This is a genomic window from uncultured Arcanobacterium sp., from assembly GCF_947253055.1.
Classification (GTDB): domain Bacteria; phylum Actinomycetota; class Actinomycetes; order Actinomycetales; family Actinomycetaceae; genus Arcanobacterium_A.
In genome coordinates this window covers 1-15,891 of sequence record NZ_CAMXYE010000030.1, presented here as the reverse complement: position 1 = coordinate 15,891, position 15,891 = coordinate 1, and the positions used below count along the sequence as shown (strand labels likewise).

The following is a 15,891-nucleotide window of genomic DNA, read 5'->3' as shown; positions in this document are numbered from 1 at the left end:
TACAACAAAAAAGCTGACACACTATTGAGATCCCAAACAACACACCCACACCCGACTCCTAATTCATTTTCGAATCAGTGCCGAGGGAGCAACTTCTCTATCTTAATATTTTTGAAAAAACTTTCCAAATGAAAAGACTCAAAAATCTTGTGATATCGGCCGCTATTCCCTGAAACTCCAGATTTTCTCCAGAGGACCTTGGTCTTGGCGGCAAGAAAAAACTTTACGACATCTGGATATTTACGTCAAATAAGAACGCGGTGGCTCTGCTCACACCTCAGAAACCGCTTTATCATGCGCTTTCACTACCGCATTGGCCACCGCTTCCGCCACATGCAAATCAAAAACTTCCGGAATTACATGCCGCGGGCGCACTTCTTGCACCGGCACAATATTAGCGATTGCATGGGCGGCCGCCGAAAGTATATCAATAGTTATTTCTTTTGCTCCCGCATCTAATAAACCGCGGAACAAACCTGGAAATACCAGCACATTATTTATCTGATTCGGATAATCGGAACGCCCGGTAGCCACTATAGCGGCTTCTTTCCACGCATCGAGCGGATCTATTTCGGGAGTCGGATTGGCGAGTGCAAATACGATAGCATGCTCAGCCATCTGGGTAATATCAGCTAGCTGCAATAAATTACCACTCGATACTCCGATAAACACATCGGCTCCTGCTAGGACTTCCTGCACACTCCCTTGGACATTGCGTAGATTCGTATGCTGTGCGAGCCATTGCCGATCGGTGCCTTTCTCAGTGCGAAAACGCCCAATCGCCCCTTGCCGGCCGCAACCGATAATATCGCGCACTCCTGCATGCATTAAAAGTTTAATAATTGCTGTACCTGCTGCTCCGACTCCAGATACGACTACCCGAATATCTTGGATATTTTTCCGGACGATTTGCAGCGAATTGTAGAGAGCCGCTAAAACCACTACTGCAGTACCGTATTGATCGTCGTGAAAAACTGGTATATCTAACTCAGCGCGTAATCTTCTTTCAATTTCGAAGCAACGCGGAGCCGATATATCTTCTAGATTTATTCCTCCAAAACCAGGCGCAATTGCTTTTACGGTTTGGACAATTTCATCTACGTCTTGCGTATCTAAACAAATTGGCCAGGCATCTACGCCAGCAAAACGCTTAAAAAGTGCCGCTTTTCCTTCCATCACTGGTAAAGCGGCTTTCGGCCCGATATCACCCAAACCGAGCACTGCACTGCCGTCCGTCACCACCGCTACCGAATTTTTCTTCACTGTAAATTCGCGCGCCAAACTTTCATCTTCATGAATAGCTGTGCACATTTGTGCCACTCCTGGAGTGTAGACGCGCGCCAAATCTGCCGCATCAGTAATAGGATAACGCAGAGATATGGCAATTTTTCCGTCCCGATGCACGTTTTTAATCGCATCTAACTGTTCCGAGTTCATCTAAGCCAAGCTCCGGCATCTATATACACTCACTAAATTATTTGTCAGCATATATAAGCAGCACCTTCCTAACACCTATCAGTACCGACTTCCTGATGTTGCCAAAATTTTTTTGATTTTTATACCTTATATAAGAGAGGAGCGAGAATCGTTAAATCCCCGCTCCTCTACAATAACTATTTTATCGGCTATTAACTTAGGCCTTTTGCCACCATTTCTGCGATAAGTGCATTCACTTTTGCCGCATCCGCTTTTCCATGGGTGGCGCGCATAACTGCGCCAACTATAGCTCCGGCAGCTTTCACCTTGCCGCCCTGGATCTTCTCCACGATATCGGGATTCTTTGCTAATTCGGCACTTATCACCGCCATCAGCTCATCGTCATTAGATACGATTTCCAGATTGCGTGCTTTCACTACATCTAGTGGATCACCCTCGCCTGCTAGTACTCCGGCGAGTACTTCGCGCGCCAATTTATCAGTGAGCCGGCCAGCAGAAATTAATCCATCTAGCTGCGCCACCTGTTCAGGAGTTACCGGCACATCCGCCAGCTCTATTTCCTGCTCTTTTGCATAACGAGCCAGTTCACCCATCCACCATTTGCGCGCACCTTCCGCGCTCGCTCCGGCCTGCACCGAAGATTCAATTAAATCCAAGGCCTCTAAATTGACTATATCGCGCATTTCCAGAGCAGAAACTCCCCACTCTTCCCGTAACCGCCGGCGTTTAACGGCTGGTAATTCTGGCAGGGAAGCTTTTATTTCGGCTACCCATTCCCGCGCCGGAGCAAGAGGTACTAAATCTGGTTCTGGGAAATACCGATAATCTTCCGCGTCCGATTTCGGTCTACCTGGGAGCGTAGTGAAATTACTTTCTTGCCAGTGCCGAGTCTCTTGCAGCACTTTTTCTCCCCGTGCCAATATGACTGCTTGCCGGCGCATCTCGTACTCCACCGCACCGGCAATAGCCCGGAAAGAATTGACGTTTTTCGTCTCCGTCCGCGTACCTAAAGGAGCATTCGGATCCGGACGTAAAGATACATTTACATCCGCCCGCACATTACCGCGTTCCATACGCGCCTGCGAAACTCCAATGGCTTTCGCAATATCCCGCACCGTCTGTACATACTTCGCCGCAACTTCTGGAGCGCGCGCCCCAGCTCCCTCAATCGGGCGTGTCACGATTTCCACCAAAGGCACGCCGGCACGGTTGTAATCTACCAGCGAATAGGCAGCTCCCTGAATACGGCCACTGCCACCGATATGGGTATTTTTACCGGCGTCTTCTTCCACGTGCGCTCTTTCAATTTCTACCCGGAATATATCGCCATCGTCTAACTCGATATCTAAGTATCCGTCGTAGGCAATGGGCTCATCGGACTGCGAGGTCTGAAAATTCTTACACAAATCTGGGTAAAAATAATTCTTCCGTGCAAAACGGCAGCTCTCCGCAATATTACAATTCAGTGCCAAACCGAGCCGAATCGCATACTCAATCGCCTTTTTATTAACTACCGGCAATGCCCCGGGTAAACCCAATGAAACTGGGGTGGTATGCGTATTGGCTTCTCCGCCGAAAGCATTGGGAGCACTATCAAACATTTTCGTCTTAGTACCAAGTTCGACGTGAATTTCCAGACCCAACACCGGATCAAACTGTGCTACTACCTCGGAGTAATCCATAAGTTCATCCATTTACTTTTCCTCTCCCATAGCTACCGGGCATTCACTCGCTGCGGTCGGCGCAAGCGCCTCTACCGCTGCCGCATACTCATACATGGAGGCATCTGCGTGGGCTGGTGCCATCACTTGCACTCCTACCGGCAAACCGTCCACCAAGCCAGCTGGAATAGTCATAGCAGGAACCCCTGCCAAATTAGCCGGAATGGTAGTCATATCGTTTAAGTACATCTTCATCGGATCGTTGATATTTTCACCGAAGCGGAAAGCGACGGTGGGCGCAGTAGGCGACATCAACACCGCAACTTTTGAAAAAGCTGCTGCCAAATCGCGCTGCACCAAGGTACGCACTTTTTGCGCCGAACCGTAGTAAGAATCGTAGAAACCAGCGGAAAGCACATGCGTGCCGAGAATAATGCGCCGTTTTACTTCTACCCCGAATTTTGCTTCGCGCGTAGCCCGCATCATCGTTTCTGCCGTCACTGGACCACTCGTTGGCTCTACCCGGTTGCCGTAACGCACTCCATCGAAACGCGCCAAATTAGAAGAGGCTTCCGCCGGCATAATCAAGTAGTAAGCCGCTAAAGCGTATTCAAAAGAGGGGCAGGAAATCTCCACGATTTCTGCTCCCCGCTCCCGCAGAGAATCTAAAGTATTGGAGAATACCTCCAGTACACCTTCTCCATAGCCGGCAGCTAAAGTTTCTTTAACTATGCCAATCTTGCATCCATGTAAATCCGCCGGCTTACCTTTCTGGGCAGCGGCTGGTAAATCCACATCCGTATCCGGAAGCGAAGTGGAATCAAGCGGATCATGACCGCCTACGAGAGTTTGCAGAATTGCCGCATCTTCTACCGTACGCGCCACGGGGCCGATTTGATCTAAAGAAGAAGCCATCGCAATTAAGCCATAACGCGAGATAGCTCCATAGGTCGGTTTAGCTCCGACCGTCCCAGTAACTGCCCCGGGCTGGCGAATTGAACCGCCAGTATCGGAACCTAGCGCCCAGGGAGCTAAATACGCAGCTACTGCTGCTGCACTTCCACCGCCAGAACCACCGGGAATACGGTTCAGATCCCACGGGTTGCGAGTAGGGCCGAAAGCAGAATGCTCGGTAGAAGACCCCATCGCGAATTCATCCATATTAGTATGCCCGAGAATGGGGAGACGTGCAGCTTTAATATTGCGCACTACGGTGGCATCATAAGGAGCCTTCCACCCTTCCAACATGGCAGAACCACAAGTGGTGGGGATTCCCCGCTGGCAGATATTATCTTTTATCGCAATCGGCACTCCCGCATAAGGCGGCAGCTCTTTCCCCGCCGCTAAATCGGCATCTACTGCTTTTGCCGCCGCGAGCGCGCCCTCTTTATCTACAAAGAGAAAAGCGTGCAACTGGGTATCTAATTTCTCTATACGTGCTAAGAATGCTTGCGTAACTTCTACAGAGCTCAGCTCTCCAGCGCGGATAAGTTCAGCTAATTCCCGCGCGGTTTTTTTCACTATCTCCATCTGCTATTCCTCTCCCAAAATCTGCGGCACGGCAAACTTTCCGTCTTCTACCGCTGGAGCCATCTCCAAAACTTCCGGCAGATTTATTCCTTCTCCTATTTCATCTTCTCGCCACACATTGGTGAGAGGAATAGGGTGAGAAGTAGCGGGAATATCGGGGGCAGCCACTTCGGATACTTTTGCCATAGCATCAGCTATCACGGCTAGTTCTGCCGTAAACTGATCTACTTCCGCTTCTGTTAAAGAAATACGCGCGAGGTCAGCCACTCGGACTACCTCTTCTCTAGAAAATGTCGACATACCTTTATTGTAGTGCCTAAATTTGGCGCAATGCGAACGGGTGGATAATTACTCACTTTTACCAGCACTTTGTGAAAAAAACTTTTTGATTAAAATAGTAACTATGAATGCGAGGCGCAGAATCGGAAAAAAGACTCTAAAATCAGTAATTAAATATGGAGCTCTCGGTACTTTCGGAGCACAACTTACTGCAATTGCTGCCGTCACCGCCGTAGATGAGCACCGGAAACGGCGCAACCCACAGAGTGGAAAATTCCCGGCGAGCCCCCCGTTAGAGGTACAAATTTCAGATTGCCAAGTGACTATCTATACCGACGGGATGCGCCTGTACGATTCTATGTTGGAAACTATTGAGAGCGCCCAAGAGTACATATATTTTGAAACCTTTATTATTAAGGCCGATCCGGTCGGTTTTGCTTTTCGGGAGGCGCTGATTCGCGCTGCGGAACGCGGAGTGAAAGTATTTATTATTCAAGATTCTTGGGGAAATCTAAATCAGCCACCTACTATTACCACCTATCCGCCGCACCCTTGCATACAAGTAATTAACTTTCCACTTATCCGCCCCGGAATTTTGACCGGGCAGGCACGCCAAAAAGGGCGCGACCATCGCAAAATTTTGACGGCAGACGGCAAGGTCGGCTATGTAGGCGGATATAATATCGGTAAACTTTATGCCCAACACTGGCGAGATACGCATATAAAGATCACCGGCCCCCAGGTGTGGGAGCTGGAAAACGCTTTTGTGGATATGTGGAATCTCTACCATAGTGAAAAGCAAACTCCGCTACTTGACCGCAATAGCCCTGATTGGAACCCAGATTTACGGGCGATTGTGAATACTCCTGCCTTTAATTCGCATCCGGTGCGGGCCTCCTATTTAGAGTCGATTGATCGCGCCGCCAAACGCGTATGGATAACGATGGGATATTTTATTCCTGATCAAGGCCTTCGTATGGCTTTAATTCAGGCTGCGCAGCGCGGAGTAGATGTGAGAATTCTGATTCCGGAGTACTCCAACCATATTGTGGCAGACTGGGTAGGCAAACCGCACTATAGCGAACTCCTGGAACATGGAGTGCGTATCTTCCTTTATCACGACGCCATGATTCACGCTAAGACAATGACGGCAGACGGAATCTGGTCTACCGTGGGTACCACTAATATCGACCGCCTTTCGATGGCCGGTAATTTTGAAATAAATATGAATATATTTTCATCCGATATGGCCGCAGCTATGGAAGAAATCTTCCGACGCGATTTGACTAATGCTTCAGAATTAACCCAAGAGATTTGGGAAGAGCGCTCTAATTGGGCACGGCTAGCAGAACGGGTACTCCGCCCCTTAGGTCCACTTCTCTAAGGCACGCGCAAAGGCAAGCTAGTAAAACTACCAACTAGCAAATATGCCTACTAACTAATTCTCTTGACTGATTCAGCCACTCTCCCTAATGTGGCAACAGCTCCTTGGCGCAGTCGCATCTACTCGATGAGGCCGCGTGCGCCCTGTAAAAATTCTAAAAATTCCGCTTCGCTCAGAATCGGGATTCCGAGATCTGCCGCTTTTTGGGCTTTACTACCTGCTTTAGCCCCGGCCACTACAAAAGTAGTGTTTTTTGATACCGAGGAAGCAGCTTTTCCACCGCGCCGCCGAATCTCTTCCTGTACCCCTTGCCGAGTGAAATGCTCTAGAGATCCGGTGGCCACCACCGTCATTCCAGATAAAATGCCGGGAGCATCGCTAGCAGATTCTGCAGTCTCCGCCTTATCCGCAAATACTACGCCCGCCGCTTCCCACTGTTGCACTATATTTTGATGCCAATCCACTTCTAGCCACTCTTTTAACGAAGAAGCAATTATTTCTCCGACTCCTTCTACTTCGGCCACTTCCGCAATATCGGCTTCTTTAATAGCGTCTAAAGAACCGAAACGGCTCGCGAGAGCCCGCGCGGCTACCGGCCCGACGTGGCGAATATTAAGTGCCACTAGTTTGCGCCAGAACTCTTTACTTTTAGCTTTCTCTAATTCGCCGAATAATTTCTCCGTATTCTTAGTGGGATGTAGCGCCGCTTGACCCTCCTTAGCGTCGCTTATCCAGGCAGCACGCGCATAGAGGTAATCTCCACTCGGCTCGCCATTTATCCGCAACTCTTGCCAGATTCGCACTTCTTTCACTTTTTCGGCGTTAAGAGCAAAAAGCTCCGCTTCGGAATCAAGCACTGGTTGCTGCGGCTCCGGCAATCCTAACTGGGAAATAAGTGCGGGCGGAATTATCTCTTCCGGATATTTAAATACTCCTCTTTTATCGATAATCCCCAACTCCTGTAGCTCTGCAGCAGAAAATTGCAAATAGCTACTATCTGCTCGAGAAGTTTCGAGGAAGATTTTATGCCCGGTTGCTAGCGCAACTAACGCATCGCGCCGGTACCTATCCGGATCAGCTATCCAAAGCGCCGTCTTTTCTCCCAAACCTTCAATATCGAGCGCTCCCCGCCCGCCAATATGAGCTATCCGCTGCGTAAGCTGCGCGGGGCAAGAACGCGTATTTTCACAGCGCAGATCTACATCTCCCGCTTTCGCTGGCCGCACCGACGCACCGCAAGCGGGGCACGTATCTGGCATAATAAAAGCTTTTTCTGTACCGTCGCGCTCGGCCAAAATTGGCCCTATTATTTCCGGAATTATATCTCCAGCTTTCCGCACGATTACCGTATCGCCAATTAATATCCCTTTGCGCGCTACCTCTTGCGGATTATGCAAAGTTGCTTGCGCTACAGTCGAGCCATCTACCATTACCGGCGTCATAATTGCATAAGGAGTGACGCGCCCGGTTCTCCCTACCTGCACTTGAATATCAAGTAGACGAGTTTCCACCTCCATAGGAGGGAATTTGTAGGCTAGGGCCCAACGCGGCACCCGGCTGGTAAATCCAATTTTTTGCTGCTGTGCGTAGCTATTTACTTTAATAACTACGCCGTCAAATTCATGGCGTAAAGAATTTCGCGCCTGTGCGTATTTATCTAAATAGCGCTCAATCTCTGCTTCAGAATGCGCCAACACAGTTTCGGAAGAAGTAGGCAGCCCCCACTTGGAAAATAACTCATAAATACTGCTCTGTTTCTGCAGGTATTTCTCTATTTCCGGAGGCGGCCCTACCACTGCCCCGATGCCATGGGCAATAAAATCTAAAGAGCGTAAAGCAAAACCAGTGGTATCTTCCTGCCGCAGTGACCCAGAGGCAGCGTTACGCGGATTTACGAAAGTTTTTAATTTTGCCTCCCGCCGCTTTATGGCCAAAAGTGGTAAGCGATCTTTTTCCGGCAATAATTCATTCTGCTGCGCAATTTTTTTATTTTCCCGCTTTATCCGCTCATTTTCAGCTTTTATTTGCTGATTGCGCTCGTCAATAAGCTGATTGCGCTGTGCTACTCGTGCATTAAACTCATTAAAAGCAGCTACCGGAAAAAATACTTCGCCCCGCACTTCCAGAATATCTGGCACTTCTCCCCGCAGGCGATGCGGAATAGCGGAAATAGCTAAAGCATTCTGCGTCACGTCTTCCCCGGTCACTCCATCTCCGCGCGTGGCAGCAGTGGTGAGTATTCCTTTTTCATAGGTAAGATTTAGCGCCAAACCATCTATCTTTACTTCTAAAGTAAACTCGGGGCGGCCAGGTATTTCTTTTTCTAAGCTCTCTAAGCGGGTCCGCAGCTCCGCACGGGAAAATACATCTTGTAAAGAATACATCTGCATTCGGTGCTTCCGCGGAATGCTCTCCGGCCCAGTTGGCTTCGCCCCAACTCGCATAGTAGGAGAATTTACCGACCAGAGCTGCGGAAATTTGTCTTCCAGATGCCGCATCTCGTACATGAGTGAATCATATTTTGCATCCACCATAATCGGCTCTCCCGTTAGATGGTATGCCGCTTGGGCGTGCTCCAGCAGAGGAGCTAATTCTTGCCACCGTCGCTGCGCCGCCGCGAAATCCAGATTTTCTTTCACAGTTCCTATTATTGCGAAAAGATTTACCTATGGGTAGGCGGCAGAAAAATCACCCAATTATTTCTAGTGTGAGCTATTTCTAGCACAACTGTTAAGAATCACAGTTTTACCTCTTTACTAGCACCCGCAAACCTGCAAAAGTTATTAGTTGTAGTTCACGAAGGTATGTAAGAGCATATCCGGTAAATAAAATCGATTCCATACTCGGAGGCAGAGGCAAATAATGGATTGGCGCCACAGAGCAGCTTGTTTAAATGAAGATCCGGAATTATTTTTTCCTATCGGTTCTTCGCGTCCTGCTTTAGCGCAGGCAGAGAAAGCTAAGCAGATATGCCGCAACTGCTCTGTACTAGATATTTGCTTAAAATGGGCTTTAGATACCAGCCAAGATGCCGGAGTTTGGGGTGGAATGTCCGAAGACGAACGGCGGGCTATTCGCCGCCGCAATGTGCACACCCGCCGCGTCGGCTAGTGCCCCGCTCACCTCTACTATTTAGCGCAAACGCATAGTAGTTTTTACGAGCGTGCCCCCCTCTGGAGCATTTTCCCAGCTAATCCTGCCATCTAGTTCGTGGTTCACCAGAGTCTTAACGATTTTCGTCCCGAGGCCATCTCCGGGCATTTTATCGCCGATTCCTACCCCGTTATCCTGCACCTCCAGATGAAGAAGATTGTCTGTGCGGGTTGCCCGCACCTGAATCTCACCGCCTGCAGAAAGCCCGTGCTCTATCGCGTTAGAAATTATTTCATTTAGCACCATCGCCAGCGCAGTAGCTTGCTCGGCCCGCACTTTCCCAAAACTACCCGTAAAATCAATATTCACATCGTTATTAGAAGTGACCGCAATATCACGCACCATGCGCAGCAGGGAACCGAATACAGAATCAAATTCCACCACTTCGTCTACCGTCTGGGAAAGCCCCTCATGCACTAGGGCAATCATCTCTACGCGGCGTTGGGCCTGCCCGAGTGCTTCTTTAATTTCCGCATTGGAAGCCCGCCTTCCCTGCAGACGCAACAGCGCCGAAACTGTCTGCAGATTGTTCTTTACCCGATGATTTATCTCCCGAATAGTGGCATCTTTGGAAAGAAGTTGCTGCTCTTGCCGGCGTAGCTCCGTGACATCGCGGCTCATCACAATTGCGCCCAGTCTTTTTCCGTTTTCTAAGAGTGGCACACTGCGCACTGAAATAGTGACGCCGTGCGTAGTAATTTCCGAGTTCCAAGCCGCTTTCCCAGTTAGCACCAAGGGCAAAGATTCGTCCGGCACTGCATACTCTTCCAAATGCCCCGTGACCACTTCAGCCAACACTCGCCCCGCGAGCGGCTTTTCTTCGCCAAGCCGCCGAAAATGCGATACCGAGTTCGGGCTCGCATAGATTACTACCCCTTCTGAATCTAAATGGATTACGCCGTCTGATACCCGAGGCGCACCTCGCCGCACCCCTAAAGGGACGCCGCTAAAAGGAAATTCTCCACTCGCCACCATATGAAACAACGTCTGAGAAATTTCTTCATAGTTTTCGTGGCGCTGCGAAGGTACTCTATCCGGCACTTCTGCCGTTACTACCTGCATTACCGCTATTATAGACCCCTCATAAACTACTGGAATATAGGTGTGGAGCACCCCGTCGCGATTTTGCCGAAATATATTTTTATCGCGGCACGCCTGCTCGATATTGGGTAAATCTATGCGGGCAGCACGGTCGCCCACGATATCAGCTTCGATAATGGTGGCTGCTGTAGCTGGGCGCGAGTGGGCTCCTATTACATAACCAGCAGAAGTCTCCACATAGAGCAATAGATCCGAAAAAGAGATATCGGCAATGGTAGACCAATCTCCAATAAGTAAATGTAAGCGTTCCCGCTCTCCCGCATTGAGACGCCCAGCGCGCTCTAAAATTTTTGTCATAGTAGGCACACTTTCAGGATAGACGGTTTTTCGATTTAATAGGAGTATGGATTTTAGATATGAGATGACTTTTACAGCAGAACTATCCCAGTTATGTCCAGTACTAAAGAGCCGGGCACTTTTTGCCGCCCGCGCTGAAAAACTGGCGCTCACTTCCTATGAATTGCAGGAGAGCTCTGCTCTGGGCGCCGCTACCAGCACCGCTGCAGATATTCCTGGCAATGGTCTTCCCGATACGGAGATTACCTTCGCGGTGCATATTGAAAATACTCGGCTACCCGGTTTGGCAAGAAATTTACTTCCGCGCGGAGCCGATATTAACCTCACCGCCGTATTCCACACCGATAGTGACTACGCAAAAATGGATATGGATTACCGAATCGATATCCAGGGAGCGCCACTCAAAATAACTTTAGCGGGAGTAGCTCTTCCCGCTGCACCTGGGAGTAAAATCATCTATAGCGGAACTCTAAAAGCGAGTGATCCTTTCTTCGGGCCCCTAATTGAGAAGAAAATTTTAAGCTACGCCCCGCAGATACTCGAAAATGATAAAGATCTGATTATGCACATCTTAAGCAACTAAATACTTATCTCCTCTAGGATAGAACTATGGCGATAATTAATAGACAGTATGAAGACCTTCTAGCTGAAGTACTAGAAAATGGAGCTACGAAAGGCGACCGCACTGGCACCGGTACCCTCTCTCTGTTTGGAAAGCAACTCCGCTACAATTTAGCGACGGAGGGTTTCCCGCGTATCACCACTAAATTCGTCGCAATGAAAGCAGTAAAAGGGGAATTGCTGTGGTTTCTGCGCGGAGACACTAATATCCGCTGGCTGCAAGAGCAGGGAATCACTATTTGGGATGAATGGGCAGACGAAAACGGCGATTTAGGCCCGGTATACGGCTATCAGTGGCGTTCTTGGCCAGCTCCAAATGGTGCACATATTGACCAAATCCAGCAAGTAATAGATACGCTGCGCGCTAATCCCGATTCGCGCCGCATTATCGTATCTGCTTGGAATGTAGCCGAACTAGAAAAAATGGCGCTTATGCCCTGCCACGCATTTTTCCAATTCTATGTGGCAGATGGAAAGCTTTCTTGCCAGCTCTATCAACGTTCTGCTGATCTTTTCTTAGGAGTGCCCTTCAATATAGCTTCCTACTCTTTGCTCACGCATATGGTGGCGCAACAGTGCGATTTAGAAGTAGGTGAATTTGTGTGGACGGGAGGCGATTGCCATATCTACACTAACCATATTGAACAGGTAAAAGAGCAGATTTCGCGCACTCCTTATCCTTTCCCGAAGCTAGAGCTAAAGAAGGCGCCTTCAATTTTTTCCTATCAGATGGACGATATTCGCGCTTCCGAAGGCTACCAGCATCATCCCGCTATTAAAGCTCCGGTGGCCGTATAATGCTGGGAATGATTTGGGCGCAGGGAAAATCTGGAGCTATCGGGAAATCGGGCACTATTCCGTGGCGAGTTCCTGAAGATATGCAGATTTTTAAACAGCTCACAATCGGCCATCCCGTAATTATGGGGCGGCGGACGTGGGAATCCTTGGGCGATAAATTTCGCCCACTCCCGCAGCGAACAAATTTTGTAGTCACGCGGCAAAGTGACTATAAGGCAGAGGGCGCGCACGTATGTCCCGATTTAGCAAGCGCTATCAAAGCCGCTAGTGCAGTTACTGGGCAGATTGGTGATACGCCAGATAACAATCCTTTGAATCTCAGCTGGATAATTGGCGGGGCTTCTCTCTATAAGCACGCGCTGGCACAAGCAGATATCTTGGCGGTGACCGATATTGATATTGCGGTGCCGGAAGCTGATACCTTCGCGCCAAAGATCGACGCTGCGTGGGAAATATACTACCAAGATCCTCCGGCAGAGAATCTTGCTAGGCCCACTTGGCGGCAATCAAAAAAAGGAATTAATTACCGCTTTACGCTCTATACTCGATAAAAGCACTTATTTAGCAATTTGGGAGCAGACTGGCCGTCTGCTCCCAAATTATTTACAGATAATTAAAGGCGAAGCACTACTTCACTTCCTGCGATTTCTTTTCTACCCACCGGTAGCTAAGAATCAGCGTACCTATAAATACGATTACGCCGAGCGGAATAGCGGCTCCCGCAAAGCTTTCTGGCATAATTGCCAGCGCATCTGGATTCGCCGTAGCCCCGATAATACCGGCGTTTAATACTCCAAAAAGCGATTCACCTACGATAAGGCCAGTGGCAAGCAGTACTCCCAAACGCTTCGATTGCGCTGGATTGCTCTGCTTATCTGCCCGCTTATTGTAGATATAGCCGATTAACGCCCCGAGCGGCACCATAATGGTCAAGCTGAAAGGCAGATACATACCCATGCCTACCGCTAAAGGAGGTAAAGAGTATTTAGTGGTACGAATAAGTACCTCGTTTATGGCTACTACCCCCATACCGATAAGAGCACCTAAGCCAATATGTGCCCAGTTGAGGTTACCACCAAATATTCCCTGAGCTACCGAAGAAAGCAGGGCCGCCTGCGGCGCAGCCAAGGCATCAGGGCCCGCCCCTTCCATGCCTTGGAATCCAAAAGCCGTGAGCATGAGCTGCAGAATCGGCGGAATAATCAAAGAGCCGAAGACTACCCCAATTACCAGAGCCACCTGCTGCTTCCAAGGAGTAGCTCCTACCAGCTGTCCAGTTTTCAAATCTTGCAGATTGTCGTTAGAAATTGTGGCAATTCCAAATACGATAGCAGTGGTGAAGAGAGTATAAGCCACGAGAGCCGTGGGATTTACATCTTTCTCACTCCCCGTCACCAATAGCGCGAGGAGCGCGCAAGCAATTACTACGATAATTCCTACTCCCGAAATTGGAGAGTTGGAAGCTCCGATTAGACCGGCCATATAACCGCAAATACCGGCAATTATTAAGCCCGCCAGCAGCACGAAAAGAATAGAGGAAATAAGCAGTATCGCCGTGTGATGGCTTATTGGTGAAGAATGCAGGAAATTCCACAGCAAGAAACCGATTGGAATCATCGAGAGCAGCGTCACGAGCAAGACGATCTTGAACGGAATATCTTGCTCCGTGAGTGGCACCGTCTCCCCTTCTTCCCGTTTACGGGAGGAAGCGAGAGATTCTTTCATTCCACTTACGATAGGGCCAATAATTTTAATTAAAGTCCAAATAGCAGCTATAGCCATTGCTCCTGCGCCCACGAAGCGCACATCATGCTGAAATACGGTACCGACAAAATCCAGCAAAGAATCGGCATTTGCGGCTTCGCCGGCGGTAAAAATGGGGAGCAAAGCACCATAAGAAATCACTAAACCGACGACCATGGCAATACCCACTGCCGGGCCTACTAGGTGCCCGACCCCGACTAAAGCGAGGGAAAGCGAAGCGCCGGCCATAGTGCCGCTCCCCCCAATACGGAAAGCAGCGGAAAGCGAACCAGCTACGGCTTTAAAAGCAGTAGCTAAAGCATAGCCCGCGGAAGTAAGAGAACCGACGATAATTATTTTTAAGCCGCGTTTATTCTCTTCTGCCGAGCCAGTTTCATCGCCTACCTTTAGTACCTCAGCGGCCGCTACTCCTTCTGGGTAAGGCAAATCAGAACCCGTCACCAAGGCCCGGCGCAACGGTATGGAATACATGACGCCCAAAGTACCGCCAATGGCACAGACAAACATGGTGGTCCAATACGAAAATCCACTCCACCAACCGATCATTACTAGACCGGGAAGCACGAAAATAATTGCGGAAAGCGTGCCGGCAGCTGAAGCGATGGTCTGCACGATGTTATTTTCTACTACCGTATGCCCAGCAAATTTTCGCAGCACAGCCATAGAAATAACGGCGGCGGGGATAGAAGTGGCAAAGGTAAGCCCTACTTTTAATCCTAAATAAGTATTTGCAGCGGTAAATACTAGGGTAATTAATCCGCCAATTATTACTGCCCGCAGCGTGAGCTCTCGAACGCTCGTAGCGGCCTGCGGTGAAGATTCTGTTTTGTTTTTAGCCATACTTTCTCTTTTCAATATTGCGTGTATCTAACTACACAAGTGTTTATTATGCCACTTTCAACCACCGAGTAGAGGTATTCCAGATATTTTGCGGATAGTGCCACGCTTTTAGGACCTAAGCCTACGCCAGGGCAAGGTCTATATTCATATCTATTAAAGCTGCAATATAAGCAAGCTAAGTAGCAAAATTAGAAAGAATAAATAAAAGGGAGCAGGCTCCCAGAATGGAACCTGCCCCTGTATTCAAAAATTTAGATTAAGGCAATTGCCCGCCCAGGAGCCCCTGAGCCTCTTAGTAGAAAATTTAATTCCCTACTTTTCCGCTGATTGGAATTTCCACCCTACGATTTTGCAATACTGCGAAAATAGCTACATAGAAAAAACTGCCGATAATCTTTCATTTAATATCCACCGCATCAGGCAAAATTTATTGACTAAATCTTCCGATACACTCATAGCGGTAGCAGAACACCAGCAAATACTCGACGTTTTTAAAGACGGAGATGTAGAGCAAATTCGAAACGCAATGACGAATCACCTTTTAAATGTGCTAAATAGATCCACTGCTAGCAATAAAATAATTGAATCTACCAGCAGTAACTAGGTAGCTCGGTTTACCCAAGCAGTTTTTATAAAAATGATTTCTTACTAGTGGGTCCGTGGTTTTTATTTGGTTTTTTGCGTCTTGCGCCACATCTAAACAAGCTATATCATATAGGATATAGCGGAGGTTTTATGGTGTTATGGGGGTGCCCCGTTATAGACACCTCGACTTTCTAGTTACACTGTTAAGTAATCGATTTTTATCGTCATAAGCAATGGAGCAGGAAATGACATTTTTAGTAAATAACCCCGAAGAATTTGCTGCCGATTCCTTGAAAGGTTTTACGGCTGCTTTTCCTAATCATGTACAGCTGGTACATGGAGGTGTAGTGCGCGCTACTGAAAGCCCGCGTGGTGAGGTAGCTGTTGTTGTGGGTGGAGGATCTGGCCACTATCCCGCTTTTGCTGGTTGGGTAGGCCCCG

The 15,891-nt window shown here is 48.7% G+C and carries 14 protein-coding genes; 7 read left to right on the top strand and 7 right to left on the bottom strand.

Going from position 1 to position 15,891, the window contains the following annotated elements; translation table 11 throughout:
* Positions 1-270: 270 nt before the first annotated feature.
* From Q0X35_RS03190 to gatC, 4 genes are all read right to left on the bottom strand, one after another.
* The gene (locus tag Q0X35_RS03190) at positions 271-1,437 is read right to left on the bottom strand and encodes an NADP-dependent malic enzyme (RefSeq protein WP_297565343.1); all 1,167 of its coding nucleotides are present in this window, start codon (positions 1,435-1,437) and stop codon (positions 271-273) included.
* A gap of 191 nt (positions 1,438-1,628) precedes the next feature.
* Positions 1,629-3,131 (bottom strand): Asp-tRNA(Asn)/Glu-tRNA(Gln) amidotransferase subunit GatB, encoded by a 1,503-nt coding sequence (gene gatB, locus Q0X35_RS03185; protein ID WP_297565342.1) that lies wholly within the window; start codon positions 3,129-3,131, stop codon positions 1,629-1,631.
* Entirely contained in the window at positions 3,132-4,628 is a 1,497-nt protein-coding gene (gatA, locus tag Q0X35_RS03180) for an Asp-tRNA(Asn)/Glu-tRNA(Gln) amidotransferase subunit GatA (protein ID WP_297565339.1), read from the bottom strand.
* Between the two features lie 3 nt (positions 4,629-4,631).
* Entirely contained in the window at positions 4,632-4,928 is a 297-nt protein-coding gene (gene gatC / locus Q0X35_RS03175) for an Asp-tRNA(Asn)/Glu-tRNA(Gln) amidotransferase subunit GatC (RefSeq protein WP_073996634.1), read from the bottom strand.
* A 103-nt stretch (positions 4,929-5,031) separates the two neighbouring features.
* Between gatC and Q0X35_RS03170 the strand changes: the two genes are divergently transcribed.
* A complete protein-coding gene (locus Q0X35_RS03170) occupies positions 5,032-6,291 on the top strand; it encodes a phosphatidylserine/phosphatidylglycerophosphate/cardiolipin synthase family protein (RefSeq protein WP_297565336.1) in 1,260 nt (419 codons plus the stop codon).
* A gap of 119 nt (positions 6,292-6,410) precedes the next feature.
* Here the strand turns inward: Q0X35_RS03170 and Q0X35_RS03165 are convergent, their stop codons facing one another.
* On the bottom strand, positions 6,411-8,930 hold the full coding sequence (locus Q0X35_RS03165; RefSeq protein WP_297565333.1) for an NAD-dependent DNA ligase LigA: 2,520 nt from the start codon (positions 8,928-8,930) through the stop codon (positions 6,411-6,413).
* A gap of 223 nt (positions 8,931-9,153) precedes the next feature.
* Between Q0X35_RS03165 and Q0X35_RS03160 the strand changes: the two genes are divergently transcribed.
* Positions 9,154-9,402, top strand: a complete 249-nt coding sequence (locus Q0X35_RS03160; RefSeq protein WP_297565330.1) for a WhiB family transcriptional regulator — start codon at positions 9,154-9,156, stop codon at positions 9,400-9,402.
* 21 nt (positions 9,403-9,423) lie between these two features.
* Here Q0X35_RS03160 and Q0X35_RS03155 read toward each other — a convergent pair whose 3' ends face one another.
* Positions 9,424-10,842: a sensor histidine kinase gene (locus tag Q0X35_RS03155; protein ID WP_297565328.1), complete on the bottom strand. Its 1,419-nt coding sequence runs from the start codon at positions 10,840-10,842 to the stop codon at positions 9,424-9,426.
* A 46-nt stretch (positions 10,843-10,888) separates the two neighbouring features.
* Here Q0X35_RS03155 and Q0X35_RS03150 point away from each other — a divergent pair, with 46 nt between their 5' ends.
* Genes Q0X35_RS03150 through Q0X35_RS03140 form a run of 3 tightly spaced genes read left to right on the top strand, consistent with a single transcriptional unit; the run spans position 10,889 to position 12,812 of the window.
* Positions 10,889-11,425, top strand: a complete 537-nt coding sequence (locus Q0X35_RS03150) for a DUF2505 family protein (RefSeq protein WP_297565325.1) — start codon at positions 10,889-10,891, stop codon at positions 11,423-11,425.
* A 26-nt stretch (positions 11,426-11,451) separates the two neighbouring features.
* Positions 11,452-12,261 (top strand): thymidylate synthase, encoded by an 810-nt coding sequence (locus tag Q0X35_RS03145; RefSeq protein WP_297565323.1) that lies wholly within the window; start codon positions 11,452-11,454, stop codon positions 12,259-12,261.
* Entirely contained in the window at positions 12,261-12,812 is a 552-nt protein-coding gene (locus Q0X35_RS03140) for a dihydrofolate reductase (protein WP_297565320.1), read from the top strand. Before Q0X35_RS03145 ends, Q0X35_RS03140 begins: the two co-directional genes overlap by 1 nt.
* 76 nt (positions 12,813-12,888) lie before the next feature.
* Here Q0X35_RS03140 and Q0X35_RS03135 read toward each other — a convergent pair whose 3' ends face one another.
* Positions 12,889-14,865: an OPT family oligopeptide transporter gene (locus Q0X35_RS03135; protein ID WP_297565318.1), complete on the bottom strand. Its 1,977-nt coding sequence runs from the start codon at positions 14,863-14,865 to the stop codon at positions 12,889-12,891.
* Positions 14,866-15,130: 265 nt separating this feature from the next.
* Here Q0X35_RS03135 and Q0X35_RS06480 point away from each other — a divergent pair, with 265 nt between their 5' ends.
* Positions 15,131-15,469 (top strand): FCD domain-containing protein, encoded by a 339-nt coding sequence (locus tag Q0X35_RS06480; protein ID WP_366084385.1) that lies wholly within the window; start codon positions 15,131-15,133, stop codon positions 15,467-15,469.
* 226 nt (positions 15,470-15,695) lie between these two features.
* Positions 15,696-15,891: dihydroxyacetone kinase subunit DhaK (locus tag Q0X35_RS03130; RefSeq protein ID WP_297565315.1), on the top strand; the 196-nt coding region annotated here is incomplete at its 3' end.